22 protein-coding genes and 6 pseudogenes are annotated in these 26,505 nt (G+C 67.9%); 13 read left to right on the top strand and 15 right to left on the bottom strand.

From position 1 onward, the window contains the following. Nucleotides 1-10 precede the first annotated feature (10 nt). Nucleotides 11-1,126: an IS110 family transposase gene (locus tag J7E87_RS01055; RefSeq protein WP_251016792.1), complete on the bottom strand. Its 1,116-nt coding sequence runs from the start codon at nt 1,124-1,126 to the stop codon at nt 11-13. 405 nt (nt 1,127-1,531) lie between these two features. Here J7E87_RS01055 and J7E87_RS01050 point away from each other — a divergent pair. After that, nucleotides 1,532-1,807, top strand: a pseudogene (locus J7E87_RS01050) (CoA-transferase); the annotation flags it as partial. Here the strand turns inward: J7E87_RS01050 and J7E87_RS01045 are convergent. Beyond that, complete coding sequence (locus J7E87_RS01045; RefSeq protein ID WP_374195115.1) at nt 1,793-3,073, bottom strand: ISL3 family transposase; 1,281 nt, start codon at nt 3,071-3,073, stop codon at nt 1,793-1,795. The pseudogene J7E87_RS01050 and the gene J7E87_RS01045 sit on opposite strands and share 15 nt — an antisense overlap. Before the next feature lie 133 nt (nt 3,074-3,206). Between J7E87_RS01045 and J7E87_RS01040 the strand changes: the two genes are divergently transcribed. The 4 genes and pseudogenes from J7E87_RS01040 (at nt 3,207) to J7E87_RS34690 (ending at nt 6,311) form a co-directional block, all read left to right on the top strand. Next, the gene (locus J7E87_RS01040) at nt 3,207-3,815 is read left to right on the top strand and encodes a YdeI family protein (RefSeq protein ID WP_215089001.1); all 609 of its coding nucleotides are present in this window, start codon (nt 3,207-3,209) and stop codon (nt 3,813-3,815) included. A 263-nt stretch (nt 3,816-4,078) separates the two neighbouring features. Beyond that, nucleotides 4,079-4,642 (top strand): dihydrofolate reductase family protein, encoded by a 564-nt coding sequence (locus J7E87_RS01035; RefSeq protein WP_215089000.1) that lies wholly within the window; start codon nt 4,079-4,081, stop codon nt 4,640-4,642. An 840-nt stretch (nt 4,643-5,482) separates the two neighbouring features. Next, nucleotides 5,483-5,740 (top strand): annotated as a pseudogene (locus J7E87_RS36360) (MarR family transcriptional regulator); the annotation flags it as partial. A 76-nt stretch (nt 5,741-5,816) separates the two neighbouring features. Beyond that, entirely contained in the window at nt 5,817-6,311 is a 495-nt protein-coding gene (locus tag J7E87_RS34690; RefSeq protein ID WP_374195114.1) for a hypothetical protein, read from the top strand. Between the two features lie 459 nt (nt 6,312-6,770). Here J7E87_RS34690 and J7E87_RS01025 read toward each other — a convergent pair whose 3' ends face one another. From J7E87_RS01025 to J7E87_RS01010, 4 genes and pseudogenes are all read right to left on the bottom strand, one after another. Next, nucleotides 6,771-7,277: a zf-HC2 domain-containing protein gene (locus J7E87_RS01025; RefSeq protein WP_308312798.1), complete on the bottom strand. Its 507-nt coding sequence runs from the start codon at nt 7,275-7,277 to the stop codon at nt 6,771-6,773. A gap of 28 nt (nt 7,278-7,305) precedes the next feature. After that, a pseudogene (gene sigK / locus J7E87_RS01020) lies at nt 7,306-7,829 on the bottom strand (ECF RNA polymerase sigma factor SigK). A gap of 592 nt (nt 7,830-8,421) precedes the next feature. Then, the gene (locus J7E87_RS01015; protein ID WP_215088999.1) at nt 8,422-10,503 is read right to left on the bottom strand and encodes a SpoIIE family protein phosphatase; all 2,082 of its coding nucleotides are present in this window, start codon (nt 10,501-10,503) and stop codon (nt 8,422-8,424) included. A gap of 161 nt (nt 10,504-10,664) precedes the next feature. Further along, nucleotides 10,665-10,818, bottom strand: a pseudogene (locus tag J7E87_RS01010) (hydrophobic protein). Between the two features lie 648 nt (nt 10,819-11,466). Between J7E87_RS01010 and J7E87_RS01005 the strand changes: the two are divergent. Both J7E87_RS01005 and J7E87_RS01000 read left to right on the top strand, forming a co-directional pair. Next, complete coding sequence (locus tag J7E87_RS01005) at nt 11,467-12,540, top strand: TerC family protein (RefSeq protein WP_215088998.1); 1,074 nt, start codon at nt 11,467-11,469, stop codon at nt 12,538-12,540. Between the two features lie 191 nt (nt 12,541-12,731). Then, on the top strand, nt 12,732-12,974 hold the full coding sequence (locus J7E87_RS01000) for a hypothetical protein (RefSeq protein WP_215088997.1): 243 nt from the start codon (nt 12,732-12,734) through the stop codon (nt 12,972-12,974). 287 nt (nt 12,975-13,261) lie between these two features. On the opposite strand, the gene J7E87_RS00995 is transcribed toward J7E87_RS01000, so the two are convergent. The 4 genes from J7E87_RS00995 to J7E87_RS00980 all read right to left on the bottom strand — a co-directional run bounded on the left by J7E87_RS00995 (nt 13,262) and on the right by J7E87_RS00980 (nt 15,804). Further along, on the bottom strand, nt 13,262-13,525 hold the full coding sequence (locus tag J7E87_RS00995; RefSeq protein ID WP_215088996.1) for a hypothetical protein: 264 nt from the start codon (nt 13,523-13,525) through the stop codon (nt 13,262-13,264). Nucleotides 13,526-13,562: 37 nt separating this feature from the next. Then, nucleotides 13,563-14,189, bottom strand: coding sequence for an HAD family hydrolase (locus tag J7E87_RS00990; RefSeq protein WP_215088995.1), 627 nt, complete (start codon nt 14,187-14,189; stop codon nt 13,563-13,565). Between the two features lie 144 nt (nt 14,190-14,333). Beyond that, on the bottom strand, nt 14,334-14,804 hold the full coding sequence (locus J7E87_RS00985) for a hypothetical protein (RefSeq protein ID WP_308312799.1): 471 nt from the start codon (nt 14,802-14,804) through the stop codon (nt 14,334-14,336). Nucleotides 14,805-14,877: 73 nt separating this feature from the next. Beyond that, nucleotides 14,878-15,804 carry a LysR family transcriptional regulator gene (locus tag J7E87_RS00980; RefSeq protein WP_215088994.1) on the bottom strand — a complete coding sequence of 309 codons (927 nt, stop codon included), beginning with the start codon at nt 15,802-15,804 and terminating at the stop codon, nt 14,878-14,880. Between the two features lie 235 nt (nt 15,805-16,039). Here J7E87_RS00980 and J7E87_RS00975 point away from each other — a divergent pair, with 235 nt between their 5' ends. From J7E87_RS00975 to J7E87_RS00960, 4 genes and pseudogenes are all read left to right on the top strand, one after another. Beyond that, the gene (locus J7E87_RS00975; RefSeq protein ID WP_215088993.1) at nt 16,040-16,792 is read left to right on the top strand and encodes a sulfite exporter TauE/SafE family protein; all 753 of its coding nucleotides are present in this window, start codon (nt 16,040-16,042) and stop codon (nt 16,790-16,792) included. 30 nt (nt 16,793-16,822) lie between these two features. Next, nucleotides 16,823-17,026, top strand: a pseudogene (locus J7E87_RS36355) (DUF6817 domain-containing protein); the annotation flags it as partial. A gap of 62 nt (nt 17,027-17,088) precedes the next feature. Then, entirely contained in the window at nt 17,089-17,580 is a 492-nt protein-coding gene (locus J7E87_RS36350; protein WP_374195116.1) for a hypothetical protein, read from the top strand. Nucleotides 17,581-18,399: 819 nt separating this feature from the next. Further along, nucleotides 18,400-18,831 (top strand): SRPBCC family protein, encoded by a 432-nt coding sequence (locus J7E87_RS00960; protein WP_215088992.1) that lies wholly within the window; start codon nt 18,400-18,402, stop codon nt 18,829-18,831. A gap of 324 nt (nt 18,832-19,155) precedes the next feature. Here J7E87_RS00960 and J7E87_RS00955 read toward each other — a convergent pair whose 3' ends face one another. Further along, on the bottom strand, nt 19,156-19,413 hold the full coding sequence (locus J7E87_RS00955; protein WP_215088991.1) for a helix-turn-helix domain-containing protein: 258 nt from the start codon (nt 19,411-19,413) through the stop codon (nt 19,156-19,158). 526 nt (nt 19,414-19,939) lie between these two features. Here J7E87_RS00955 and J7E87_RS00950 point away from each other — a divergent pair. After that, nucleotides 19,940-20,307, top strand: a pseudogene (locus J7E87_RS00950) (recombinase family protein); the annotation flags it as partial. Here the strand turns inward: J7E87_RS00950 and J7E87_RS00945 are convergent. From J7E87_RS00945 to J7E87_RS00935, 3 genes are all read right to left on the bottom strand, one after another. Beyond that, entirely contained in the window at nt 20,260-21,390 is a 1,131-nt protein-coding gene (locus tag J7E87_RS00945) for a site-2 protease family protein (RefSeq protein ID WP_215088990.1), read from the bottom strand. The pseudogene J7E87_RS00950 and the gene J7E87_RS00945 overlap by 48 nt on opposite strands. Before the next feature lie 698 nt (nt 21,391-22,088). Further along, nucleotides 22,089-24,203, bottom strand: coding sequence for an acetate--CoA ligase (acs, locus tag J7E87_RS00940; RefSeq protein WP_215088989.1), 2,115 nt, complete (start codon nt 24,201-24,203; stop codon nt 22,089-22,091). A 52-nt stretch (nt 24,204-24,255) separates the two neighbouring features. Further along, the gene (locus J7E87_RS00935; protein ID WP_215088988.1) at nt 24,256-24,543 is read right to left on the bottom strand and encodes a hypothetical protein; all 288 of its coding nucleotides are present in this window, start codon (nt 24,541-24,543) and stop codon (nt 24,256-24,258) included. Between the two features lie 231 nt (nt 24,544-24,774). Here J7E87_RS00935 and J7E87_RS00930 point away from each other — a divergent pair, with 231 nt between their 5' ends. After that, nucleotides 24,775-25,008, top strand: a complete 234-nt coding sequence (locus tag J7E87_RS00930; protein ID WP_215088987.1) for an Lrp/AsnC ligand binding domain-containing protein — start codon at nt 24,775-24,777, stop codon at nt 25,006-25,008. A gap of 168 nt (nt 25,009-25,176) precedes the next feature. Here the strand turns inward: J7E87_RS00930 and J7E87_RS00925 are convergent, their stop codons facing one another. Next, entirely contained in the window at nt 25,177-26,502 is a 1,326-nt protein-coding gene (locus tag J7E87_RS00925) for a radical SAM protein (RefSeq protein ID WP_251016802.1), read from the bottom strand. Nucleotides 26,503-26,505 lie beyond the last annotated feature (3 nt).

Raw genomic sequence — 26,505 nt, 5'->3', positions numbered from 1 at the left:
ACGACAGCCCCTATGAGCGGGGTCGTGGCTGTAGCTGTCTGACCAGGTGGAAGACTTCCCGGGCCGCATAGCGCTTGAGGCAGCGGACGATTTCGCGACGGGTCTTACCCTCCTTGATGCGGCGCTCGTAATAGTCCTGGGTGCGCGGGTCGACCCGCAGACGGGTGAACACGATGCGATGGAGCGCGGCATTTGCCTGACGGTCGCCACCACGGTTGAGGCGACGGAACTGCCGGCGTCCCGAGGAACGCTCGACAGGACTGACCCCGCACAGCGCAGCGAAGGACGCTTCACTGTCCAGGCGTTCTGGATTGTCCCCCACCGTGATCAGCAAGGCGACGGCCGTGTCCGGGCCGATCCCCACCACGTCGAGCAGCTGCGGGGCATGACATTTCACGAGGCGGGCCAGACGAGCGTCCACATTGCGGATCTGCTCGGAGAGCTGGCCGATCCGGTGAGCCAGCCAACCCAGCGTGATCCGAGTGGCCTGCACTACCGGCTCTTCGCCGACCTCTTCCTGGCTGCTCGCGTCGGTGAACCGCGCACAGGTACGGAAGAGTTCGGCATTGCCCAGTCCGGCCAGCTCTTCCCGCAAAGCGGGATCAGCAGTGACGAGGACGGCCTTGAGCTGGTTGATGGCCTGGGTACGGGCTTTGACGGCCGACGCCTTCGTGAGTTTGTACATCCTGGCGATCTGCACCGGCCCGTCGCCCGATTTGGCCCGAGCACAGGCCCGTCCGCTCAATACGGCTCGCGCCGCGTTCTGGGCATCGAGCGGATCCGATTTGCCGCGCCGACGGCGATCCGCCCGGTCCATCCAGTTCACGTCAAACACGTCCACGCCCTGGGCCAGCAGATAGCGGGTCAGGGATGCCCCGTAGGAGCCGGTCCCCTCCACCCCGGCCCGCCTCACGGCTCCCGACCTCCTGGCCCACTTCAGCAGATCCCGGTATCCGGCAGCGGTGGCACGGAACTCGTCGGCGGCAAGCACTGCCCCCGTCAAGGAGAGCACCGAAGCCACATGGGCATCACGATGTGTATCCACTCCCAACACCACCTCCCCCGCAGGGCGGCGACGGCGGGACTTCGGAGCAGGCAACGTACTGGACATGGTCGAATTCGCCATACCCGATCCCTTCCCGGTCCTATGACATGTCGCGTTGCCGGTACCGGGCCGCGTCGGACGGTCAGAATCGTGAGGACGCCACAACAATCGGCAGGCCCCTATCGGGACACGCCCCGCCAGCCCGGTACCGACAACGCACCATCCCCGGCCAACGATCGACACTGTGACACCGGGACACTTCGGTCAGAAATATCATGAGTCAGACCACGGGCCCGGGACAGCACCCGCAAATCCTCCCGCCCCTCACAACACCTCGGCCCCTGTGTTCAAACCCGATCGTCAATCGAGACCATTCGACAGCCGACGCCCATTGCCGACAGCGCGTGCGCGAACAAGCGCAGCAGCTACGCATGTTGCGACGGGTTCACTTGACGATTCAGCCAACTCCGTTGCCAGAGCCGGGACCTCCCGCCGGACGTGCACGTCGTACTCCACTCCGAGAACGGCATCCTGGGAACCGGCCCGTACCCGACCGAGGACGAAATCGGCTTCGACCTCATCAACGCCGGCAACGAGACCGTCACCGTCCTGCCCAGAGTCGCCTTCTTCGACTCGGCACTCTCCTCCGGCATGATCCGCGGCGGCCACATCGACACCGCCGTCCTCGGCGCCATGCAGGTCTCCGCCCGAGGCGACCTCGCCAACTGGATGATCCCCGGCGGGTCTTCAAAGTTGAGCGGTGCGGAGGTGTCCGCGGGCTCGGCGGGTGGTGACGCAGCGTGGGCGTAGGCGTTGGTTGGCGGGGCTGCGGAAGCCGAACGCGTTGCGGGCGATGAGCTTGATCACGCGGTTGATCCCTTCGCTCTTGGCGTTGCTGTACCCGGTGTCGATGAACGCTTCGATTTCGGGCCACCAGCGGTCGACGGTGGTGGCGAGCTGGCGGACTTCGGGGATGTCGGAGTCCGCGCACCAGGTGAGGAACTTCCAGCGGGCGTGGCCGACTCGGTGGCGGTCGGCGCCGGTGCGGGCCAGGGCGAGGAGGGTGCGCAGGTTCTCCTTGGCGATCCATGCCGTCAGTAGCGTCTGCCCGATCTTCCCCTCGCCCAGGAGCGTGTTCCACATGGTGGCGAACTGGTCGTCGGTGAGGTCCTCGCGGTTGCGCAGCAGCCGTCGTCTGGCCTTCCACTCCGGGTCGCTGGCCCGTCCGCGTCGGCCGCGGGTCTCGGCGGTGGTGCGGCGCCTGACCATGGACAGCATCTTGTTGGCGAGCTGGACCACGTGGAAGTGGTCGACCACGACGGTGGCGTGCGGCAGGCCGATGCGGATCGCGGCGCGGTAGGTGGCCGACATGTCGATGGCGACATAGCCGATGCCCTTTCTCCAGTCCAGGCTGGTGGTGGCGAGCCAGGTCAGGACATCGGCGACGGTGCGGCCCTCGACTTGTCCGAGCAGCCCGCCGTGGCCGAGGGCGTCGACGAAGCCGGTGTGCCACCGGTCCCGGGTCAGGCGCCACTTGCCGGTCTCCGCATCCTGTTCCCAGCTCGGCCGTCCGCGGCGGGTCTCGTCGATGCCCAGGACTGTGACCTGCAGCAGAGGTGCCTCGGTGACGTCGCGGGCCTGCGTGCGGAAGGCTTCCATCACGGTCGGCCAGGACAGATGCAGATCCCGTGCGGCCTGGATGACCGTGGAGCCGGCATCCCGTATGCGGCACCCGGCCGCACCCCGCAGCCGGGCGGTCAGCCTGGCACCGGCCGGGATCTGCGGGATCTGCTCGGTGAAGGACCGGCGAGGGCAGCCGGCCTCGCGGCACCACCAGCGGCGCTTGTGCCAGCGGAACTCCAATCCGCTCTCGCCGTAAGGGAGATCGCGTGGCCGGGTCACCGCCGAGCCCTTAACCCGGGTGGCGAACACCCCGCAGGCCGGGCAGGCTCTGGCTGTCTCGTCGGCCGTGACCAGGTGGACCCTGCGTCCTCCGTCGGCCAGCCGCTCAACCCGCGCGACGGACACCCCGTCGAGGTCGAGCAGCAACGTCGTATCGTTGACCAAGCCCGTGGCTCCTGCATGATCGTTCTGCGTCGAGAACAGAGATGATCACGCAGGCCCACGGGCATCCCGCATCCGGGGCCGTGCCGAATGCCTCATGACAATCGGCCGGGTGTGGTTCGCTGCTGGGGTGACTCAGGACTTGGAGATCGTCGCATTCGAATCCGCCGAGGCATTCCAGGCATGGCTCGGCGAGAACCACGCCGACTCGCCCGGCATCTGGCTCAAGCTTCGCAAGAAGGGCCCCGGAATCGCCGCGCTGGACTACACCCAGGCGCTCGACGCGGCACTCTGCTACGGCTGGATCGACGGCCAGAAGGCCAAGTTCGACGACCAGTGGTGGCTCCAGCGGTTCACCCCGCGCAAGCCGCGCAGCAAGTGGTCCAAGGCCAACCGGGACAAGGTGGCCGCCCTGATCGAGCAGGGCCAGATGCATCCGCCGGGACAGGCCGAGGTCGACCGCGCCAAGGCAGACGGCCGATGGGAAGCGGCCTACGACGGCGCGAAGACCGCCACGGTGCCGGACGACCTCACGGCGGCCCTGACCGCCGACCCGGCCGCGGCGGAGTTCTTCGAGACACTGGACCGGCAGAACCGCTACGCGATCCTGTACCGGATCCAGGACGCCAAGAAGCCCGAGACCCGGGCGCGCCGGATCGAAAAGTACGTAGCGATGCTGGCGAAGGGCGAGAAGCTGCCCCCGTAGTCACGGAGAGGGACCGTGGCCGTGTTGTAGGGTCTCGCCGCAGATGACATGTCGATCTTCTGTGACCTGCTGGTTCTCTGTTGTCTCACCGCGATGTCACCCAAGATCAGTCTCAGATCGATGCCATTTCCTCGGCGGAATGATGAGTCTGCGGCTGAGCCACCGAGCACGAGGACTACATGCGAGCTCAGATCGCGCACCGATGAGTTTCCCGCGCCGCGCCGGTCTGTACGCGTGAGACCGACTCACGGAAGGCTGGCGCCATGCGGAAACTGATCTACGGCATGAACCTGACCCTGGACGGCTACATCGCCGCGCCCGGCGACGACATCGGCTGGAGCGTGCCGAGCGACGAGCCGTTCCAGTTTTGGTCCGACCAGTTGCAGGCGACCGACCTGTCGCTGTACGGGTGCAAGCTGTGGCAGACGATGAGCTCCTACTGGCCGACCGCCGACCAGCAGCCCAACGCCACCCCGGCGGAGATCGAGTTCGCGCGCCGCTGGCGGGACATGTCGAAGGTGGTGTTCTCCTCGACGGTCGACAAGGTCGACTGGAACACCCGCCTGGTCACCGGCGACGCGGTCGCCGAGATCACCCGGCTCAAGGCCGAGGACGGCGGCCCGATGGCCATCGGCGGCGCGACGCTCGCCGGGGCGGCCATGCGGGCCGGGCTGATTGACGAGTACGTGCTGGCCACCGCGCCGGTCCTGGTGGGCGGCGGCACGCCGTTCTTCACCGTGCTGGACAGCTGGGTGAACCTGAACCTGGTGGAGACGCGGACGCTTCCGTGCGGCGTGATCCTGACCAGGTACGAGACGAGGCGCTGAGCGCCCGTCACGCGACTCGACCGCCTGCCGGGTCCACGCGAACGTGAACGCCACCACTGGGGTGGACAGCCAGCAGTGCGGCTTCACATCCAGCACCACCGGACCCTGCTCAGTGGTCAAGATGTAATCCGGGATGTGCTTGCGGGCCTGCCTCTCCACCACGGACGCTGTCCATCGCGTACCCCCGCCCCACGGGCAACGACCCGTACAGCCAAGGGTGTCAGCCAGGCACTGACGGGCGGAGCGGGCCGGAACCCCGCCACCCGAAAGGGTGAGAACCCCGACCAGCGAGTCTCACGAAGACGGCATAAGTGCCGCCGATGTGCCATCGGAGATGAGACTGTGCCGCGAAATCTGAGACCCTACACGTGTGCTGCCCTGGACTCCCGGCGCGCCTGCGGCCCCGGCAGCAGCCACCACTGCCCTCGCTGAGCGTAGCGAAACGTCAGAGGCCCTGAGCAGGCACACCGCTCAACTTCGAAGACCCACTCCGCAGAATGCGTAACGCGGCACGGATTGAACCCGGCCAGTCTCATTCAGTCTCAGTAGTTCTCACTGTGTCCGCGCGAGTCCGGGGACGTCCGGCTGAGTCCGCAGACGTTCACAACAACATGGCTGAAAACAACCGTGCAGCGGGTTCCTTGAACGCAACCCACATGGAATTTCAGGCCCGTCCCCGAAAGCAAGCGCCGCCGGCCGGGCCTATCGCCACGCCGCCCCACCGTTCGATCAACCTTTAGTCGCGCTGCCGGAGAGTGGGACGTTCGACTGCCGCACTCAGGAGCTGATCTGGCGGCCCGTACTGCTCCACAGGTCGTGCCCGCTGCCATGATGTAGATCATGGCCCGCACCGCCCGTCGCATGTTCGAGCTCCTCGAGCCGATCTGCCTCGTCACCTACTTCGCCGACGAGTGCAACCAGGAGCTGGCTGCGCTCGGCCACCGCACCTACTGGGACGGCTACTTCGCCAGTCGCGCCGCGCCGCTGGGGCGGGTGCCGGCGCAGGTCGTGCACGCGGCCTTCTACAGCTTCGCCGACGGGGAGGCCGCGCGGCACATCCCGAGCGCATGGGAGACGATCCCGCCCGAGGCGTCCGTCGCCGCGCGGGAGCGGGGCAGCGCAGCCTCCGTACGGCGGATCCTCGGCGACAAGCTGGCCAACTTCCCCAGGCCTGGTGCGCGCCGCGGACCTGACCACCAAAGCCGCGACGAACGCGCCTACAGAAGGACGGGTGATGTACGCCGGGATGCGCACCCTTCCGGTGCCGAGCGACCCGGTCGCCCGGCTGTGGCATTCCGCGACCATGCTGCGCGAGCACCGCGGTGACGGTCACGTCGCAGCTCTCGTCGGCGCGCGCATCGGCGGCACGGAGGCCCACGTGCTCGACGCGCTGGCGCGCGGCATCCACCCGCCGGAGTCGTTCGGGCGCATCCATCACCTGCCGAAGGAACGGCTGGCCGCGGTCATGGACGGCCTGCGCGAGCGCGGGCTCGTCGACACCGACGGCCGGTTCACCGACGCTGGCCGTGAGACCAAGCAACGCCTCGAAGCCCTGACCGACGAGCTCGCAGCACCGCCGTACGACGCCCTCTCTCCTGCCGAGCTCGACGAGCTGGTCACCGAGCTCGAACCCATCACGGCGACGCTGGTGTCCGCAGGGTCGCAGTGACGAGAAGCGACTGACGGGACGAGGAGTCCGCCGTCTGGTACGCGAGTCCCCCGCCCGGCGTGCGCATCCGCGATGCTCGACCCGACCATCGACTTCCTGGGGGCATCCCGATCGCATCCGCTCCCTGGCAGATCCCAAGGCCGCCCGGCGAACCCCGACTCCGCACGTGACAGAACCCCCGGCTGACGCGCGCCAGCGGGGGTTCTGCATCGCCTGTTCTGTCACACGCGAGTCACGAACACCATCGACGCACCCGAACCACAAGGACCCCGTCTACGCAAACGGCATCGTTTCGGACCACGTGGACGTCAGAAGACGGTTCCGACTACTTGTGCCATGTGGTACCCAGTGAGGGACCCAAGATCAGGACTGGGGCGTCTTCTGGCCCGTCAAGGCGGTATTGCAGGGTTTCGGTCTTCGTCTCACTCACCTGCTCACGCTCCCACATCTCACAATTTCTCACTGACGGGGGTCGGGACGCTCGCCAGACCGCCCCAGGCTTCCGCCGCCGGGCGAAGGTCTTCCACGTGCGGCTTCACGTACCACTTCTTGGTCGTCTTGACGTTGGTGTGCCCCGCCCACCGGGCCAGGATGTGATCCGGCACGCCGCTGTTCGCGAGGTACGTCAAGCACGACGCGCGCTGCATCCGCCGCTTCCTGGTGCTGCCACACCGCCACCCCGCCGAACGCTGCGGCCACAGCGATACTGGCGGCGAGCATCAGGCGGGGCAGCCGCCCCGTCCGGCGACGGGCCCCGTCGCCGGACAGCAGCTTGAACTCCTGCCGGGTCGTGGCCACCCGGCCCAGGACGACGTCCCGCATTCCACCGAGCGGGGAGAGCGCCACTGCCCGGCCGAGCCGGGCGGCGGTGGCCTGCAGTTCGGCGACCTCGTCTCGGCAGGCCTCGCAGGCCGCGAGATGCGTCTCGAAGGCACGGAGTTCGTCGTCGGGCAGGGCATGCAGCACATAGGCGTGTGCAGGTCGGCTGTAGTGGTCATGAGGTCACCCCCAGGCAGTCGCGGAGCCGGATGAGTCCGTCTCTCATTCTGGTCTTGACCGTTCCAGCGGTACTGAGAGGGCCTCGGCCACATCCTTGTAGGTGAGGCCGCCCTAGTAGGCGAGAGTGACAGCCTCGCGCTGGATGCTGGTGAGGCCTCGGACACAGCGCCGGACCTGCTGCAACTCCAGACGGGTCTCCACCCGCTCGGTCACCTCGTCGAGCGGCGTCGACCGGTCCAGCAGCGCCGCCTTGTACTCACGGTCCGAACTGGCCTGCGCGGAGCGCACTCGGTCCACTGCCCGGCGGTGCGCCAGGGTCATGATCCACGCCATGGCGCTACCACGGTCAGGCTTGAATCGCCCTGCCATGCGCCACACATCGACCATGACGTCCTGAGCCACCTCCTCCGCCTGCGCGCGGTTCCGCAATACTCGTTGCACCAGACCCAGCACTGGGCCGCTGACCTGATCGTAGACCTCGGCGAACGCTTCCTGGTCTCCATGGGCGGTCCGGACCATCAACTGGTCCAGGTCGGGCTTTTGCGATGGCTGGCCTGCCTCGTGTCCGCGATCGGCGGATTGCACCTAGATCCCTCACTGATGTGTCGATGTGGGCACGGTTGCCCCATCCGATGTTTTCAACACCTATGTCAATACTGGTTCGTAGACGACGCAACAGCGGATTGGTTTGCGACAGAACAGGTTCCCGATGATCCGCAGGTCAGCGCGTGATGCCGAAGACTGCGGTGCGGCACCCGCCCTGGACGCACGACGGCGCATACGCGACGCGAACGCTCGGCAAACCGTGGTGCCCCGTCAGCCTCGCAACAGGGCAACTCGCCCACCGGGCTTCCGTCCCCACCGGGCGCGCTGATCTGAAGATCGACCAATCCGAACTGGTTGCAGGCGCGAATTACCAGTGTGACAAAAGACCGTAGTGGGGCGGGCCCTGAGCCCCGGCGTGAGAGGGCATGCGGCGGAATCCTTGATGGGGGATGACCGCTGTGCGCGACGGCGTACCGAATGCTGCGCACCACTGATTTCGTGGCCCGCATACCTAGCGCGCCACCGGCCTGTACGACGCCGCACGGCGTGCTTTACGGCGCAGATGTCAGCTGGGCAGCGGCCCGATGCGGGCGATGAGCAAGGCGATGTCGTCTTCGGCGGGGTGGGGCGCAAGCTGGGCGATCAGCCTGTCGCAATAGTCGGTGAGCGAGCGCGGGGCACCGGTGAGGAAGCGTGTGAGGTCGGTGAGGCGTTCGTCGAGGTCGGCGCCCCGTTTTTCGATCAGGCCGTCTGTGTAGAGGACCAGCAGGCTGCCGGGGGCGAGGAGGATGTCACTGCTGGTGTAGGTGATGCCGCCGATGCCGAGGGGGGCTCCGACCGGCAGGTCGAGCAGGCGTGCGCTGCCGTTCGGGGAAATGGTGACGGGCGGGGGGTGTCCGGCTCGGGCGAACTGGCAGCGTCCGAGGCCGGCGTCGCACACGCCGTACAGGCAGGTGGCCAGGAGCGGATCGTTGAGTTCCTGCATGGCCTGGTCGAGATGGCTCAAGAGCTGGTCGGGAGGCAGGCCCAGGCGGGCCAACGCCCGCGCGGTGGTGCGCATCTCTCCCATGGCGGCGGCCGCACGGATGCCGTGGCCCATGACGTCGCCGATCACCAGGGCGGCTTTCCCGGGGCCAAGGGGAATGACGTCGTACCAGTCGCCGCCGACCTCGTTGACATCGCTGGCGGGCTGGTAACAGTGGGCAACCCCGATCCCTTCCGGGGGCTGGATCCGCTGCGGGAGCAGACTGCGCTGGAGGAGTACGGCGGTGTCGTGCTCCCGGCTGTAGAGCCGGGCGTTGTCGATGCATACGGAAGCGTGGGCGGTCAGATCACACGCAAGCGCGACATCGGCGGAGTCGTAAGGATCGCTTCGGCCTGCCCGGTAGAAGGTGGCCACACCCAGGACGACGTCGCGGGCAATCAACGGAGCCATCATGAACGAGTGCATGCCCTGTCCCAGTAGCCGGGCGGGCTTGTCGCTATAGGGGGTGGCTGGGGCGATGGCGCGGGCGTCAAGGTGGGCGAGAAGGAACGGACGCCGGTCTGCCAGCGCCTGTACGTAGGGCGCGTTAGCGGGAAAGGCCAGCGTGCGGCCCACGGGGGTGGGGATGTCGGTGATTGGTGTCCCCGCCAAAGGGGCGAGACCCATGCGGCGCAAGGCGACGCCGCCGGCCAGGCCGGCACCTGGGTCGGCGCCCTCGGAGACGGTCTGCAGAACGTCGACGGTGACCGCGTCGGCAAGCCGGGGGACGACGATGTCGGCAAGTTCTTGCGCAGTTTGCTGAATGTCGAGGGTGGTGCCGACGAGCAGCGTGGCGTCGTTGAGCAACTGCCGATGCCGGCGGTCCCCCACGTCACCGTCCCAGGTAGCTCCCTGGTGCGCGGTGATATCGATGATCGAGGCACTGATACCCACCGGCTGACCGTTGGGGTCCTCCAGCCGGAAGTACGAGCACGACCAGACCCGGTCGCGGTCGGTATTGGCAGGGGTGCGTCCTATTCGCCGGATCAGCATCGGGGTGCCGAACTGCAGGGTGCGGCGCATGGCGGCCTCCATGTGCTCGGTGTTCAGCCCGGGCAGCACCTCTGCCAGTCGTCTGCCTATGTGCGCTGCCTTCGGCACACCGTTCATGGCCTCCAGCGCTGGATTGACTCTCTGGAAGCGCAGCGCGGTGTCGAAGACCGCCAGCCCGACAGGGGATCGGGCGAAGAGCTCGTCGACCAGAGCTTGCGCTTCACGGGCGCGGCGAGCCGCGGAGGCGTAGGCGGAGAGAACCAGCACTCCGCAGCCCTGCCCGCTGGGGTCGGACACGGGGCAGGCCATGAGGTCCACCTCGATCAGCGACCCGTCCTGGTGCCGTACCCGGAAGGAGCCAGTCACACTGCGTCCTGAGGTGACCGCTGTCTGGAACGCGCGGGCCTGGGCATGATCTCCGACTGGGAGCAGTAGGTCCAATCCGTCGTGACCCACCACCGCCTCGGGCGGATAGCCGAACATCTCCTCGGCGGCCATTCCCCACTGCACGATCCGGCCGCTTCTGTCCGCCACGACCAACGCCAGCGGCAGGTCATCCCACCAAGCGCCGCCTGCCTCTTCGGCAGTGGCCTCGGTCGCTTGCTCCTGCACCGGGTGTTGATCACGCATCGCGAGCACCAGCCACTTCCCAGTATGCGACCTAGGAACCCGGCGGGTCGGACGAGATCCGCCGCTGGTCTGCCTGAAGCGCCCCGCGCGAAGCGAGGACGAACAGCCTGGAGATGCGGGGTACGACGGCCCTGCCCGGCCCGCGAGCAAGGCCCAGTGTGCTACCGGAGCTCATGAACATTCCGGCCCCTCGCCGGCACGCTGGCGTGCAGCCAGACAACAAGAACGATGACGGCAATCCACCACAGGGCCTTGAGGCGAGCCAGCCCCGAAAAGGATCAGCGCAATAAGCAGAACGAGAAGCAGGGGAACCATAATTATCGGCCTCCGCGCCCTCGCCCCCGCCCTGGTCGTCACGCTCCGGCACATCGGGCGGTCCGCCCGTCACCCGCAGGTAAGGATCTGGCCCGAACCTCATTCGGTCCGCGACCGTTCAGAAGCCGGTTCGCCAGCCTCTCCGCCACAAGTCAAGACGTTCCTGATCACGCCCGAACCCTTCAGACGAACATTTGGAAAGCGTGTTGGGGCAACTCCTCGCGCGTTCGAATCTCGTATCCTCGGCCAGTGCTTCACCAGGCTCTTGAAGACCCCGACCGAGGAACCGGCCGATCAGCAGCCCTGGCAGCCCGCATGAAACCCCCGCCACCCAGGAAGCCGACCCGGACGCCGCGCCGGGCGTGGTCACACTCACCGTCGGGCCCGGCTACACCGGCCTGCGCGGCTGACCACACCTAGGCGCCCTGTGGTCGGGCGAAGGTAGACGGGGAACCTGGGGGTATCGGAGGGGGTATCCGCCCGGTTGTCGGGCCGTGGTAGCCGGGCTGTGTGGACACTCAGCCCGGCTATGACCGAAGGCAGCCTGGCTCACGCGCGCCACCATGCGGGCGACAAGGGTGACGCACTGGTTCAGACTTTCCACTGAGGGAGCATTCCGTTTCTCACCCCCGTGTGAGGGGTCCCCCAGTGCTCGATGTCCCGTTCTGGCTGTGGGCGGCGTTCGCCGTCACCGTGCTGGTGTCGCTGGCCGTGGACCTGCTGGCGCACCGGGAGGCGCATGTCATCGGGTTCAAGGAAGCCGCCGCGTGGAGCGGTGTGTGGGTCAGCCTCGCCCTCATCTTCGGCGCGGTCGTCTTCCTCGTCCTGGGCACGACGCCGGGGGTGGAGTACACGACCGCGTGGCTGCTGGAGAAGAGCCTGTCGGTCGACAACCTGTTCGTCTTCGCGCTGATCTTCGCCTACTTCAGAGTGCCGCGCGCCTACCAGCACCGCGTGCTGTTCTTCGGCGTCATGGGCGCTCTGGTGTTCCGCGGAATCTTCCTTGCCGCCGGTGTCGCCGTGGTCAGCCGCTTCACCGCGGTGCTGTTCGCCTTCGCGGCGGTCCTGTTCTACAGCACCTACAAGATCCTCAAGGGGGAAGAGGAGAGCTTCGACCCGGGCAAGAGCTTCGCAGTGCGGCTGCTGCGCAAGGTCATGCCCGTTCGGAACGAGTACGCCGGGATGAAGTTCTTCGTCAAGGAGGCCGGTAAACGCGTCGCCACCCCGCTGCTCGCCGTCGTCGCCGCCATCGAGGCAGCCGACCTCATCTTCGCCGTGGACAGCGTGCCGGCCGTGCTGGCGGTCAGCGACGACGCCTTCATTGTCTACACCAGCAACGCGTTCGCCATCCTCGGTCTGCGGGCGCTGTACTTCCTGCTCGCGGGCCTGCTGGACCGATTCCACTACCTGAGCAAGGGCATCGCACTGATCCTCGCCTTCATCGGCGTGAAGCTGATCCTCCAGGCATCCCACAAGACGATCAACAGCAGCATCCCGGAGATCCCATCACCGGTTAGCCTGGCGATCATCGTCACAGTCCTGGCCGTGTCCGTCGCACTGAGCATCAGGCGCCCCATCCAGCCTGCCGAGGAAGGAACTACCTCGGCCGGACGGAACGGGAACGGCGTCGCCCCCATCTCGGCTGACGAGCACCTTCCGGCGGATGGACGGGAGTCGGGGGCCGGGGCGGACGAGACCCGGCGGCCGGGCGACCCGCCGTAGGTCAACTGACCCAGTCACCTCCCCATGCAGTCGCCCTTGGCTCGGCTTGCCCGACGTTCCCCATTGCCGTCACCGGATCAGCCGACACCCCGGGCAGTCGCGACTTCACCGCGCCCCACTCTCGGCGCCTGCGCCACAAAGCCACTTCAAAATTTGTACCATTTTATTGCAAATTTCCTTATCCTGGATGTATGCGCAGCAACGAGCGTGACACCGGGCCGCAGGCCGGACACGTCTGCCCCGCCTGCAAACACCCCGTGACCACGGTGATCAAGCGACACAAGACGCTTGGGACCTTCGTCCCCCTCTGGGCTCCAGGCCCCTGCCACAACCCCGACTGTCGCGAGTTCGAGCCGGAGTGGGTGCGCAAGGAGCCGGAACGCGACGGACCGGAACGGCAGGAGCCCGGACAGCGGGAGACAGAGCCTTCGTGACGGGGCTCTGCCCGGCGGCTCTGTGGCCGTATCGGGCGCGGCGGCCGACGGGTCGGCCGCAGCAGTGCCCCGCCATGGGTTCCAGGCGGTCAGTACAGTCACGACAGCCCCCGGCACCGCCGCGACCGTACATTCGCGCCCTCCAGCAATAGCTCATCCAGGCGGGGAATTGGTCGGTTGCCGCGCCCACGCGACGGCCACCAGCAGATCACCGGTGCGGGCCTACATCGGGCTCTGGTCGCCCGGTCCAGGCGGACCCGCCCTCGTACCCGACTGCGAAGCGTTGCCTATGCCGCGTCCGGAGCCTGATCCTTGGTGGGCGCCTCGCTTGCATAGGGGTGCACGTACCGGCCGTCGTTGAACGGAACGAACCATGACTTGATGTCCATGGGCGCGATGCCGAGTGATGCCATGGCGGGGTCTTCGTCGATGCCGTCCTTGGAGTCGTCGTCCAGCCACTCATGGTCCAAGTCCTCGTAGACCCCGTCCGAGAAGGAACTCAGCGCCTCGGACACCCCCGAGTCGAGCAGTCCGTACAGCTCCAGAGTCACGTGCGCCCTGTTCAGCAAGAGTCTCAGCGCCAGTTCCTCAGCGACACAACTGAGCTGCTGGAAGCTCCCATTGGTAAAGCGAGTGGTCAGGGCGAGGACCGTCACGAGGAACCGTCGAGTGAACTAGGGCGTCGCCCTGAAGGGCATACCGGCCGGGCAGCTCGTCCAGCACCCACATCGACCGAACGCACTCGGCGACATTCGTGCGTTCCCCTATCAGGGCGTGTATGTCTGCCTCGTGGCAGGGGTCGATGAGGAGCGCGCGCATGCCGACATGTGCGGGGCCCTGATAGTCGGCGACGTACGTGTCGCCGACGAACACGGCAGCAGCAGGGTCGATCCGGAGTCTTCTCAACACGGCTGGGTAGATCTTTGGGTGGGGCTTGCGCCATCCCACATCGAGGGAGGTGACCACCGTCTCGAATCGGTGCCGTATGCCCATCGCTTCGAGGTGGCCAGGTACGAGCACGGTGTCCTGAGTGTTGCTCACCACGACGAGACGGTACTCGGCGGCCAGGTCAGCCAACAGATCCGGCAGGCCCGGCAGATGGCGCACCCCCCTGTCCCATTCGGATAGGAAGGTGAGCACCAACAGCTCCATCTCGGCATCGGCCGGCGGGTGCCCGAGGCCGCTGCGCAGAAATGCCCGGCCGAGGTCGGTCATGGGGCATTCGCGGCGATCGAGGGCGCTGAGCCGTGTGCCGAGGTCTTTGACCATTCAGTCATGAACTCGGGGTAGGAGAGTTCAGCGCCCAGCGACCTCACCGTCTCGTGGGATGTGGTGAAGTCCTGCTCGGCGCGGCCGGGGTCATGGGTGACCAAGGTGCCGAAGAAGTCGAACAGGATGTGGGTGATGCGCTGGTCGCCCGATCTGCGCGGCGGAGCCGACGGTGGCCCAGGTGTCCACCATGGAGCCGGTGTCGACGTATCCGCCGATGTTGACGAAGGACGGCATCAGCACGGTGCCGGGTGCCAGGTAGCTGCCCCAGCGGGCGATGGCGCCGGGAACCATACGGACGCCGTCGAGGCGCTTCTTGAGTGGTGTGCGGTCGTAGTGGCGGAAGTCACCGCCCGTGCTCTCGGTCATCTCCAGGACCTTGAAGGAGAGCAGAACGGCACGTTTCGCGCGCTCGTCGACCACCACCTCGCCGTTGCTGTCGTCGACGCGGGCCACCCTGGCGATGCCGGTGTCAAGAAGGTCCACTGCTTCCGCGACGTGGCGGCGGGCTTCCTGATCGCTGGGGGAGAGCTCCGCGCGGCGCTCCCAGAGGTCGTCGATGACCGGTGAAATGGGGGCTGTTCACATGCGTCATGGAGCGACACCCTACCCACGGCGTGATGGTCGCTCATGGCTATTGGTCGTTACCCGTCATGGGCGGTGCAGCCGAGAATGCGGCGCTGCAGTTCTCCTCCACCGTGTCGGCGAAGGCCCTCGCCAGCGGCGACAGCGCGTCCCAGCGGCGTATGGCCCAGCCGGTCCACAAAGTGGGCAGTTCGGGGATCGGAACGAGTTGCAGGTTGGGGTGGGCGGGGCCGTGCCAACCGGGCAGGTCGGGCACGATCGCGTGGCCGAGGCCCAGTTCCGCCAGGAGGATGGCGGTGTCCCAGTCGGCGACGCTGGTGTCCGAGGTTGGCTCGATGCCGGACTCGGCCAGCCAGGCGTGCAGGCGGGAGCGGGAAGTCGCGTTCTCGGGCAGGCCGATCAGGTGGATGCGTGCCAAGTCTGCGATGTCGATACGGGACTTGGCGGCCAGTGGGTCGTCGGTGCGGACAGCGAGGACCCAGGGCAATTCGACGACGGGGCGTTGCTCGATCCCGCGTACGGTTTCGCCGAGGGTGATCCAGGCCAGGTCGAGACCGCCCGCGAGCAGCGCGTCGAAGCAGCTGCGGCTGGAGTGCGCGGTCTGGAACTCCAGGCTGACGTTGGGGTAGCGGTGGCGGAAGGCGACCACGGCCTTCGACATGAAGTGGCGGACCGTAGTGGCGCCGGTGGTGATGCGAACCGAGCCGGCCTCGCCGTGCACCAGGTCGCGCAGGCGGCGCAGGGCGTGGTCGATGTCGCCGAGGCCCCCGCCGGCCGCGGTGTGCAGAAGCTGTCCGGCTGGGGTGGGTATGACGCCGCGCGGGTGGCGCTCCAGCAAAGTGATGCCGGTCTCCCGCTCCAGGCGTTTGATGTGCTGGCTCACCGCGGACTGCGTGCAGGACAGGTCGCGTGCGACGGCGCTGAGGCTGCCTGTGCGGCACACGGCGACGAAGACGCGCAGATCGTCGAGGGTCATGGAGGGTGAAGCTACAGCTAGGGGGTGGCTAAGGAAACCCGAGGATTGACTTGGCAGTTGAGTGCGCGGGACGATCTTTGCCGGGCCCAGGGCGGCAACCCGGCCGGGCCCGGGCGCCGCTCCGGACGGCGCTCGGGCCAACGCCGGGTGCCGACCCACCCACTCCAGGACCATCCTCTTCCTCCCCCCGGATCCCTCGCGCTCCGGTGCTGGGCCATGCCCGGAAAGGCGACCAGTGCAAGCACTCGAAACAGCGGCCCTAGCGGCCGCGGCCGTTGCGGCAGGCGGCATCAACGCCGTCGTCGGCTCCGGAACCCTGATCACCTTCCCCACCCTGCTCGCCTTCGGCTGTCCTCCGATCCTGGCCAACGTCTCCAACACCATCGGACTCGTACCGGGCGTCATCAGCGCGGCCTACGGCTACCGCAAAGAGCTCAAGGGACAGCTGCCGAGGCTGATGAAATTCGGCGGCGCGGCACTCGCCGGTGGGCTCGGCGGCGCAATCCTCCTGCTACAACTGCCCGCCGACACGTTCCGCGCGATCGTGCCGATCCTCATCCTGCTCGCCTGCGTCCTCGTCCTGCTCCAGCCCCGCCTCAACGAGTGGCTGAAACAGCGCCGCGAGGGAGACCGCGAGGACGGCGGTGTGCCGGTGTGGATCGGAGTGCTGGGAACAGGAATCTACGGCGGCTACTTCGGCGCGGCCCAAGGCGTCCTGTTCATGGGCCTGTTCGGCACATTCCTGCGGGACGACCTGCAGCGTCTGAACGCGGTCAAGAACGTACTCGCCGCTCTTGTCAACGGCATCGCGGCGGCCGTCTTCATCGCGGCGACGGACGTCGACTGGACGGCGGCCGGCGTGATCGCCCTCGGCTCCACTCTCGGCGGGCTTCTGGGCGCCCGGGTGGGCCGCCGAATGCCGCCCACCGTGCTGCGCGGAGTGATCGTCGCGGTCGGCGTGACCGCGTCCGTCGCCGTGGCCGTGTGATGCCCGAACGCTGGAAAGGAAGCCACCTCCATGAATCTGGACGTCGACCCCGCCCGTGCCGCACGGCAACTCCTGTGCGACCGAGGAGCCGAGACCCTCGACCACCCCGGCGGAACCCTCCTGGCACACCTTGAACGTGTGCGGCACCAGCTCGCGCGCTGGAACGCCCGCCCGGCGCTGCAGATCGCCGGCCTTTGCCACGCGTTCTACGGCACCGACGGCTTCGCCCCCGTTCTGCTGGCGCCCGATCAGCGTTCAAGGCTCGAGGCGGTCATCGGTTCCGAAGCCGAGTCATCGTGTACATCTACGCAAGCTGCGACCGGCAAGCCACGTACCCCGTGCTCACTGACCGCGCCATGCGCTTCCGCAACAGGTTCACCAGCCGCTCCTACACATCCACCCTCGAACAAAGGAAGGACTTCGCCGAACTCACCGCGGCGAACGAACTCGACATCGCGCGCATCGACAGCGACTTCCGCGAGCGGTGGGGAGCCGACCTCTTGGAGCTGTTCACCAGACTCCGCCCCTTGCTGAGCCCTTCAGCCTGGCATGACTGCAAGGCCGTACTGGACAGCGGCCTACGGCCGATACTTGGAGAGATGTACCGATTCGACGCCAACACACGGGTCACACCCACCGACGACAAACACTGGCTGGCACAAGTCCACCCGGAATGGGCCACCATGGGCGGCACACCCAACGGCGGCTATCTCGAAGAGGACGCCTACGTCTGGGATTCCAAGGGCGCCCTGGTCGCGAAGTCCCGGCAACTGGGACTGCGCCACTAGCCCGGTGCACCCCGGTGGGCGGCGCCCTGGGTGGAGACCTGCAAGAACCCATCGGCTTGCGTGAGGGATGCGTGAGCGGACGGGAAAGCACCCGTTGGATCAAGCGTTACGAGGCAGCGGGCCCGAAACTGTCGTGACCAGGCAAGACGGGACCCGGCGGGGCCCACACAGCACCACCCGTCACGATCATGCCAGCCTTCGTAATGCGTAGATCTCGGGTTGAACCCCGGAGCCGAGCCTCACAGCCGACACTGCTGCAAACGGGTCGCTGAACAGGCAGAGCCACCCCGCCCATCACGCTCGTGCCCAATCCGTGCCCTTCAGAGCGGTAAGCAGCGGTCAATCAGGGTGCCAAGACGCCGCACTGATCGTGCCGGCGCCTACCAATATCAGCAGGTCAGAGCATGTGCGAGCGTTGGAAGCACCAGTGGTTCCCAAGCTCGACGCGCGGGTACGGTTCCCGTCACCCGCTCCAACACGAAGCCCCAGGTCAGCGACCTGGGGCGTGCCTATTGTCCAGACCAATTCGGGAGAGATCCCGTGCCCTCCGCGCGCTCGTACCACTGCGGGTGTGCAGCCTCTTCGGGATCAGCCCACGGAGGAGACCACGATGGAGGAGCAATTCGTCTGGGTGACGACGCGCCGCATCAAGCCCCGCCCTCACCGCCACCGCCCTCCGCCGGCCCTCCTGCTCCCGCGCCGCCCCGACGCCGGACGGCACCGGCCCACCGGCCCGCGGGCACTGAGCCGCCATCGATCCTCCGGGGGCACACTGGAGACAGGGCCCCGTAAGCCGTGAACCGAGCTGTGAGGTGGCCGATGAGCACTCTCGAAGAACAGATCGACATCGGTGTTCCGATGGATGTGGCCTGGGACTGCCTCCACCGCGTGGATACCTATCCGCGGTTCCTGGAAGGAGTACGCGAGGCTCGTTCGGGGGGCGGGCACCGGGCGCACCTGGACGTCGACGCGGACGGCCGGACTCAGGAGTTCGAAGCCGAGATCACCGACCATGGCAAGGAAAACATGATGGAGTGGCAGACCATGAGCGGTCCCGACCTGGCGGGAACGTTCGCACTGCTGCCCATCGACCGGGAGCACACCCGAGTCCAGGCCCGGATCGAGTACGACCCGGGCACCGTCAGGCAAGCGTTCGGCGGGCCGAAGGGGTTCGCCCAGGCAACCGCGATCGAACGGCTCGTACGGAATGACCTCGAGCACTTCAAGGAGTTGGCGGAACGGGAACGGTGAGCCGCGCGACGGTTCCCACCGGGGGCTTGTGTGCCTGCGCCACGTTGTCACTGGTGCGATATGTCGAATCTGCCCCCGGGGGCGCTGCCCCGAGATCGAGCTGTCCGCTGGCACCATCGCGTACGACGACACCGGTGGCGACGGCCGCGTCCTGGTCCTGCCGCACGGGCTCACAATCGGCAGCCCAGTGTGGCGGAAGGCGGTGGCGGGACTCGCCGGGGACAGCGGTGTGTCTGCCCGCGTCAGCCGCTGGGCGCGCATCGCGGTGCCATGCGCGAGACGCCGATTGGCACCGCCTTCGTCAACCCCAAGGTCATCTGAGCATCACGCCTTCAGGCCGAGCCAGTGGACGATTTCGAAGGCGAGTTCGACATTCGGCCCTCGGCCCGAGAGCGGCGCCGGGAGCATGTTCTCGGCGTGGTCGAGTCCGTTGAGGACGGTGTCTCGGTGGGAGAAGAGAACTCTGGCGGCGCGTGTCGCGCTGAACTCCTCGCGGATGTAGGTGCGCAGGCCTTGGTGACCACCACGTCGCGCATCGCCTGAATGTTGAGGATTAAGACGGTGGTGGCCCACGTGCGCCACTCGGCGAGCTCCTGCTCGGTAGGAGGTGCGTCGTGGTGGAGCGGACCGGGTGCGGGTGGCCCTCAGCGTGATCGGCGCACGCGATCCGCAGGACAGCCCGGTCGGCGTGCTACTGCGCGCCGTGCAGACGGTCTCCGAGGCCGACGCCGACACGGTCAGCCCGATGGCAGCCGTCCGGACGCGGCTGACGCGGACCGTTCCCGCGATCCAGGGGCACGCCCTGCTGATCCAGCAGGCCGCGCAGCGCGATATCGCCCGGCACCTGCGGGCCGCGTTCCCCGACGAACTCGACGAGGTCGGCGCGGGAGCCCTCGTCGGCGCGATGACCGGAGCGGTCAGCGGGGCGCTGTACGCCCTCCTGGAAGACCCCGAAACAGCCGAGGCATTGGCTCGTACACCCGCAGCGCCTGCGCGCCCGGATCCGGAGCGCGGCCCAGGCCGCACTCCAGCCTTGGGCGCCGGCTCGCTAACGGCCGGGGCGGCTACGCAGGTATCGGCTCCATGGCAGCCTCCTGAAATGGCGGACTACCTGCGGCCCGGTGACACCCTCGTCGTCCCGTCGATGGACCGGCTCGGCCGCTCCATCCAGGACCTGATCGCGATCGTGTCCTGCCTGCACAATCGCGGCATCGGCTTCACCTCGCTCCACTAGGCGCTCAACACCACCACACCGGGCGGCGCCTGGTCTTCCACGTGTTCGCCGCCCTCGCGGAGTTCATCCGCGAACTCATCGTGGAGGGCACCAACGATGGCCTGGACGCCGCCCGCGCCCGCGGTGCCCGCCTCCGTGAAGTCGACGAGCCTGGCCGAGGGGTGCACATCACCGACGACGCTGCGGGACCGGGCTCAGGTGGGCCCTTGGCCCCCCAGTGTGTGCCGCTGCATCAGCCGTGAAATGTCCTTCGCGGTGACGATCCCCACCAGATGGCCCCCGTCCACGACGAGAACGCGCATGCCGGTACCCGGGCGGAGCCTGTCGAGAGCCTCACTCAGAAGATCACTCGGAGCGGCAATCGCGCACTGCGACAGCGGGATCGCCACCTCGCGCACGCGCAGGGCCTCCCGGCGCGCTCCCGGTATCCCGGCAAGCCTGCGTACCTGAACGATCCCGCTGGGACGGCCTTCGAAATCGAGCAGCGGCACGGCGGAATGGCGGGACTTCACTGCCACCTCGTCGATGAACCGCTGGGCGGTCAGCCAGTCGGCGCCGGTGGTCACCGGGCTGGACATGGCATCGGCCACCCGCACGCCCCGCAGTGCCGTGTGGATCACGGCACGCTGCCGTTCCGCGCCGGCGACGACCGTGATGAAGAGACCGACGAAAACGAGCCACAGCCCGCCCGGCGCCCCGCGCAGGAGGGAGATCCAGCCGAAGGCCATCAGCAGCACGCCCATGACCTGACCGCTTCGGGAGGCCGCCCGATCCGCACGGTCCCGGTCTCCGGTCCGCCACCACAACAGCGCCTGCACCACCCTTCCGCCGTCGAGCGGCGCAGCGGGCAGCAGGTTCAATGCGCCCAGGAACAGGTTCGCCCAGCCGAGCCACACCAGAACGGCGGCAGGCACCGCCCAGCCGGACAGCGCGTGCAGCCCGATTCCCGCTCCGAGCGCGGCGCCTCCGATGGCCAGACTGGTGAGCGGCCCGCTGACCGCCACCGCGAAAGCCACTCCGGCGGTCTGCGGTCGCCCCATCCGGGTCATCCCGCCCAGCGCCCACAGCGTCACATCCTGTACCGCGATCTTCTTCCTGCGGGCAGTCGCCGCGTGTGCCGTCTCGTGGAGCAACAGGCTGCCCATGAGCAGCACCGCCCCTACGACACTGGCGAAGGTGTAAACCGCATCCGAGAGCCCTGGAGTCCATACGGGGAGGGTCTGGCGGCCGAGACCGTACGCGAGCAGGACCACCAGCAGCGGCACGCTCCAGTGCATCCGCAGCGGTACCCCGGCAACTTGTCCGACACGGACCGAGCCGTTCATCGTCGTCTCCTGCCGGCTCGGCACCCGGTCCACCGGGCAGGACCTCGCGACCTGCACTCCGTAACCGACCGGCACGGCATCCACCCACAATTGTCGCTCTCGGAATCTTCCTCAGTCGGCCAGGGGCCCATAGGCGCTCGCTTGTCAGTCCGTGACCTCCGTTCATCACGTCGCCGCGCAGGTACGGTCAAGCGGGGCACCGGATTTAGCTGGACGTACCGACGGCACTGTGGAGGTGCGTCATGGGGCACAGCCGCCACTTCCACCTGGATCAGGGTGAACCGCTCCGGGGTCTGTGGAGGCTTCGGACTGTCCCGAGTTAGGTGGAGTCGAGTTGCTTGGTTTCAAGCTACTGGCGGGGTGCGGAGTTCGTACTCCACCGGGCTGTGAGCGTCCGTTGGCGCCACGAGGACCAAGTCACCGCACGGGCGGGAGTCGCCAGTCCTTAGTCTCAGTTATGGTCTCATTCACCTACGTCCGGGACCGTTCAGAAGCCCGTTCGCCAACATCTCCGCCGCAGGTCAGGACATTCCCGCACCTCCCCGGAAACCCGGACGAACATTTGGAAAGCGTGTGGGGGGCAACCCTCACGAGTTTGAATCTCGTATCCTCCGCACCGCCTGAACAGGCAAAACGAAGGGCCCGCGCGAGCGTAGCCCGGCCCCCGTGGCGCCACCGGTGACGCCCTTCAGGTGCTGCTATTCGGCCTTGCCGAAGTCCCGGATCTCCTGGACCTCCTGTGGTGAAAGTTCGCGCGGAGCGTCGCCACGGGCGAGTTTCGCGCTTTGGACGTGGTGGCGGATGTCGTCGACGATCTCGGGGTTGGCCAGGGTGGTGACGTCGCCGACGTCGGCGAAGTTGGAGATCCCGGCGATCACCCGGCGCATGATCTTCCCCGAGCGGGTCTTGGGCATGTCGGGAACGATCCACACGTTCCGCGGCCGGGCGATCTTCCCGATCTCCCGCTCGATGGCGGCGGCCACCTTCTGTTCGATCTCCGGGCCGGGGGCGAGGCCGGGGTTGAGGGCGACGTACATCTCCACGGCCCGGCCACGCAGTTCGTCCATCACCGGGACGGCGGCGGCCTCGGCCACCTCCGCGACGGTGAGGGTGGCCGATTCGAGCTCCTTGGTGCCGAGCCGGTGGCCGGCGACGTTGATCACGTCGTCGATCCGGCCGAGGATCCGGAAGTAGCCGTCGGCAGCCTGGACGGCGCCGTCGCCGCACAGGAACGGCCAGTCGCGCCAGTCCGTGCTGTCCTGGTCCTTGCAGTAGCGGCGGTAGTAGATGTCCACGAAGCGGTCGGGCTGGCCCCAGACGGTCTGCAGGACGCCGGGCCACGGGTTGCGGATGCAGATGTTGCCGGCCTTGCCGCTGCCGGCCTCGACGACGTTGCTGTCCTCGTCGTAGATCACGGGATAGATCCCCAGCACCCCCGGGCCGCAGCTGCCGGGCTTCATCGGCTGCAGGGCGGGCAGCGTGCTGCCGAGGAAGCCGCCGGTCTCGGTCATCCACCAGGTGTCGACGACGGCTGCCTCGCCCTTGCCGACCTCGTCGTGGTACCAGCGCCACACCTCCGGCTCGATGGGTTCGCCCACTGTGGTCATGTGCTTGAGGTGGTAGTCGTAATTCGAGGGCTCCTGCGGGCCGACCTTGCGCAGCATCCGGATGGTGGTGGGTGCGGTGTGGAAGATGTTCACCCCGAGCCGTTCGGCGATGCGCCAGCAGCGGCCGGCGTCCGGGTAGGTGGGCACGCCCTCGTACAGCACGCTGGTCGTGCCGAGCAGCAGCGGGCCGTAGACGATGTACGAGTGCCCGGTGATCCATCCGATGTCGGCGGCGCACCAGTAGGTGTCCTCGGGGTGGATGTCCTGGTAGTACTTCGAGGTGCCGGCGACATAGGCGAGGTAGCCGCCGGTGGAGTGCTGGCAGCCCTTGGGGCGGCCGGTGGTGCCGCTGGTGTACATGAGGAACAGCGGCGCCTCGGCGGGCATCGAGACGGGCTCGACGCTGTGGCCGCGGTAGTCGGCCAGGATCTCGTCGACGAAGAAGTCGCGGCCTTCGACCATGGGGCTCTTCGACGCGTACTGGCCGGGGTGGCGACGCCAGACCAGCACCTTGTCGACCTCCTGACCGAGCCTGCGGGCGGCGGCCACCGCCTCGTCCGCCTTGGCCTTGTGGTCGACCAGGGTGCCGCCGCGGTAGTAGCCGTCCATGGTCACCAGGACCCGGCTGCCGGAGTCGGCGATCCGGTCGCCGCAGGCCGTGCCGCTGAACCCGCCGAACACCTCGGAGTGGATGGCGCCCAGCCGGGCGCAGGCCAGCATGGAGACCGGCAGCTCCGGGACCATCGGCAGGTGGAAGGTGACCCGGTCCCCGGTGTCCACGCCGCCGAAGCCGCGTAGCAGGGCGGCGAATTCGTTGACCCGCCGGTACAGCTCCTGGTAGGTGATCGCCCGGGTGTCCTGGTCCTCGGGCTCGGGCACCCAGATGAAGGCGGCCTTGTTCCGGCTGGTGGCCAGGTGCCGGTCGACGCAGTTGTAGCAGGCGTTCAGGCGGCCGCCGACGAACCACTTCCAGAACGGCGGTCGGCTGGTGTCGAGCGTCGTGTGCCAGTACGTGTCCCAGGTGAGCAGGTCGGCGTACTCCCTGAAGCACTCGGGGAAGTACTCCTCGCCGAACCGCTCGATGATGGCCGGGTCGCCCGCGTTCGCCTGGGCGACGAACTTGGCCGGCGGCCGATAGTAGTCCTCTTCGCGCCAGTGGACGGCGATCTGTGCCTCGGAGAGCTGCGGCTGTGGTTCTGCTGCCATGGGTTCGACCTCCCACTGGAATGGCCGCGGCGGCGGGGCGCCGGCCCGGCCGCTAACCGTCCGCGAGCAGCCCGGCGCAGACGCAGAATTCGCGCAGTTCGGCCCCGCAGGCGCACTGGCGGGCGAACGCCGCGACATCGCCCCGGTCCAGGGAGTCCCAGCACAGCTCGTCGGTCAGCGCCAGCGCGCGCACCAGTACCGGTCCGAGTGCCAAAGGCGGCGTAGCCTCGGCCTCGCGGCGCAGCCGCGCGGCCTCGCACATGTGCGCCTGATCGGTGGCTGCCCCCTGCAACTGGGCAAGGAGTACCGATGTCTCGCCGACGAGGTACTGCTGCGTCATCGCGACCGCCACCCCTCGAATCACCCTTCGTGCACCGGCTCCGATGCACCTTCGAGGAGTCTTCAGCGTATCGCCGGGGGCACTCCTGGGCCATGACAGCAGGACCCTGCCGCGTGCCCTGCCCGTGGTCATGCGTCGCACGACGGCGCACACTGGCCCTGACCGCGAGGGCACAGCGCCGCCGCGCCGCCCCGCGGGAGACACCTGCTCCGAGGCGCAGGGAGGTCCGTCATGATCGAGGCCTACATCCTGATCCAGACCCGAGCCGGCACGGCACGTGATGTGGCCGCGGAGATCTCGGCCGTCCCCGGCGTGCTGCGAGCCAAGGCGGTGGCCGGCCCGTACGACGTGATCGCGCAGGCCGAGGGCGAGACCGTGGATGACCTGGGCCGCCTGGTGATCGCACGGATCCAGCAGGTCGCGGGCATCTCCCGCACTCTGACCTGTCCGGTGGTCGAGCTCTAGCCACTTGCCCGGTCGTCCAGCTGAGAGGCGATGGCGAGGGCGGATTGTGGTCGTGTCCCCTGTAGGTGGTGACGACACGCCGTACTGTCTCGCCGTCGAGGAGGCCACCGGCATGGCGGTCCCGGCGACCGCCCAGCGCACCAGACGTCGAAGCGTCTCATCAGATGCTCACACTGCTGAACCGGACCGGGACGGGACGGCATCGCCGATCCCGACCAGGTCCCTCTCGCCCTGCCGCTGCCGCTGCCCACGCCCGAATCGCAATCGGCGAGGCCAAGGGCCGTACCCAGGAACCCGGCGCCGGCGCAGACATCCTGTACGGCCAGCTCCTGCGCCGGATGACCGACTGGTCCCCTGACCACACGGTATGCGGTTGTCGTTCCGACCGTGGCCGTCTGGCACGCTCTGCGGGTCCCGGTCGCCGTGTGCCGACTGCTCAAATGGGTGCGGGGTGCGGGGTGTCTGGGTCGGCCAGGCGGCCCGGCCACGCGTGCCGGCGCTCCGCACGGGAGCGCGGCTCACGCGCAGGGGAACGTGCGGGCGGCGGAGTCCGCCGTGTTCCGGTGGGCGCAGAACACGAGATCGATGGCGGCATCGAGAGGGAAGATGTCGCGGGTGACGAGCTGCTCGTCGTTGTCGGCTCCGACCGGGTGCCAGTAGACGCCGTCGGCGGTGATGGTGACTTTCGGGGATCAGGGTTTGGACGGTGAGTTCCAGGCCGTCGTCCGCGGCGCCCTCGTGTGCGAGGGGGCGGACCACCTGATGCTCGCGGGCGATGCCGAGCGAATCGAGGAAGGCCCGCAGGTCCCTCTCCTCGTGCCGGTCGTCGGTGGTGAGCGTGGCGGCCACCCGCACGGTGAAGCCCTCGCCGAGGGCGGTGCGGATGCCTGCGACAGCTTTGGCCCAGGTTCCCTTGCCGCGGTGGGAGTCGTGCAGGTCGGGGGTGGCGGAGTCGAGGCTGATCTGCAGGATGAGCCGGTCGCGGGGCATCGCCTGGAGCATCTGGAGCCGGCGTCCGCGGAAGAGCATGCCGTTGGTGAGGAGAGTGGTGGGCAGCGCGGCGGTGCGATGGGCGAAGATCTCGTCGAGGTCGGGCAGTATGAACGGTTCACCGCCCGTGAGCAGGATCTCGGAGACTCCGGCAGCCGGGGCTGCTTTCGCGATCTGCTGGACCCGGTCCACGCCCAGAGCTCGCCTGGCTGTCTGCGGTGACGATCGGGCGCAGCAGTAGTCGCAGGCGAGGTTGCAGTCGAAGTTGGTGTAGAGCCACAGGCGTGCCCCGGGACGGCGGTCTGCGCGCAGTGCCGCGATCGGATCCGGCGGGCGCCCGCGCCGGACCGTAACGCTGGTGCCGTCGGCGGCCACGAGCGTATTGCCGGTACGGGCGCACCACGCGGCGGCCAGTTCCGCTTCGTCCGGTGAGGCGACAGGAAGCGTGACCGTGTCTCCGTCCGCTGTGGAGGAGACTTTCTCGGCCAGCTCAAGGATCACCATCGT

Source organism: Streptomyces sp. ISL-1 (assembly GCF_018614585.1).
GTDB classification, from domain to species: Bacteria; Actinomycetota; Actinomycetes; order Streptomycetales; family Streptomycetaceae; genus Streptomyces; species Streptomyces maoxianensis.
This window is presented reverse-complemented; position numbering and strand designations above follow the sequence as displayed.

Coding starts and splice junctions, on each gene's coding strand:
- J7E87_RS01055 (WP_251016792.1), bottom strand. CDS start 1,126: ATGGCGAATTCGACCATGTCCAGTACGTTGCCTGCTCCGAAGTCCCGC.
- J7E87_RS01040 (WP_215089001.1), top strand. CDS start 3,207: ATGACAATCGGCCGGGTGTGGTTCGCTGCTGGGGTGACTCAGGACTTG.
- J7E87_RS01035 (WP_215089000.1), top strand. CDS start 4,079: ATGCGGAAACTGATCTACGGCATGAACCTGACCCTGGACGGCTACATC.
- J7E87_RS01015 (WP_215088999.1), bottom strand. CDS start 10,503: ATGCGTGATCAACACCCGGTGCAGGAGCAAGCGACCGAGGCCACTGCC.
- J7E87_RS01000 (WP_215088997.1), top strand. CDS start 12,732: ATGCGCAGCAACGAGCGTGACACCGGGCCGCAGGCCGGACACGTCTGC.
- J7E87_RS00990 (WP_215088995.1), bottom strand. CDS start 14,189: ATGACCGACCTCGGCCGGGCATTTCTGCGCAGCGGCCTCGGGCACCCG.
- J7E87_RS00980 (WP_215088994.1), bottom strand. CDS start 15,804: ATGACCCTCGACGATCTGCGCGTCTTCGTCGCCGTGTGCCGCACAGGC.
- J7E87_RS00960 (WP_215088992.1), top strand. CDS start 18,400: ATGAGCACTCTCGAAGAACAGATCGACATCGGTGTTCCGATGGATGTG.
- J7E87_RS00945 (WP_215088990.1), bottom strand. CDS start 21,390: ATGAACGGCTCGGTCCGTGTCGGACAAGTTGCCGGGGTACCGCTGCGG.
- acs (WP_215088989.1), bottom strand. CDS start 24,203: ATGGCAGCAGAACCACAGCCGCAGCTCTCCGAGGCACAGATCGCCGTC.
- J7E87_RS00935 (WP_215088988.1), bottom strand. CDS start 24,543: ATGACGCAGCAGTACCTCGTCGGCGAGACATCGGTACTCCTTGCCCAG.
- J7E87_RS00930 (WP_215088987.1), top strand. CDS start 24,775: ATGATCGAGGCCTACATCCTGATCCAGACCCGAGCCGGCACGGCACGT.
- J7E87_RS00925 (WP_251016802.1), bottom strand. CDS start 26,502: ATGGTGATCCTTGAGCTGGCCGAGAAAGTCTCCTCCACAGCGGACGGA.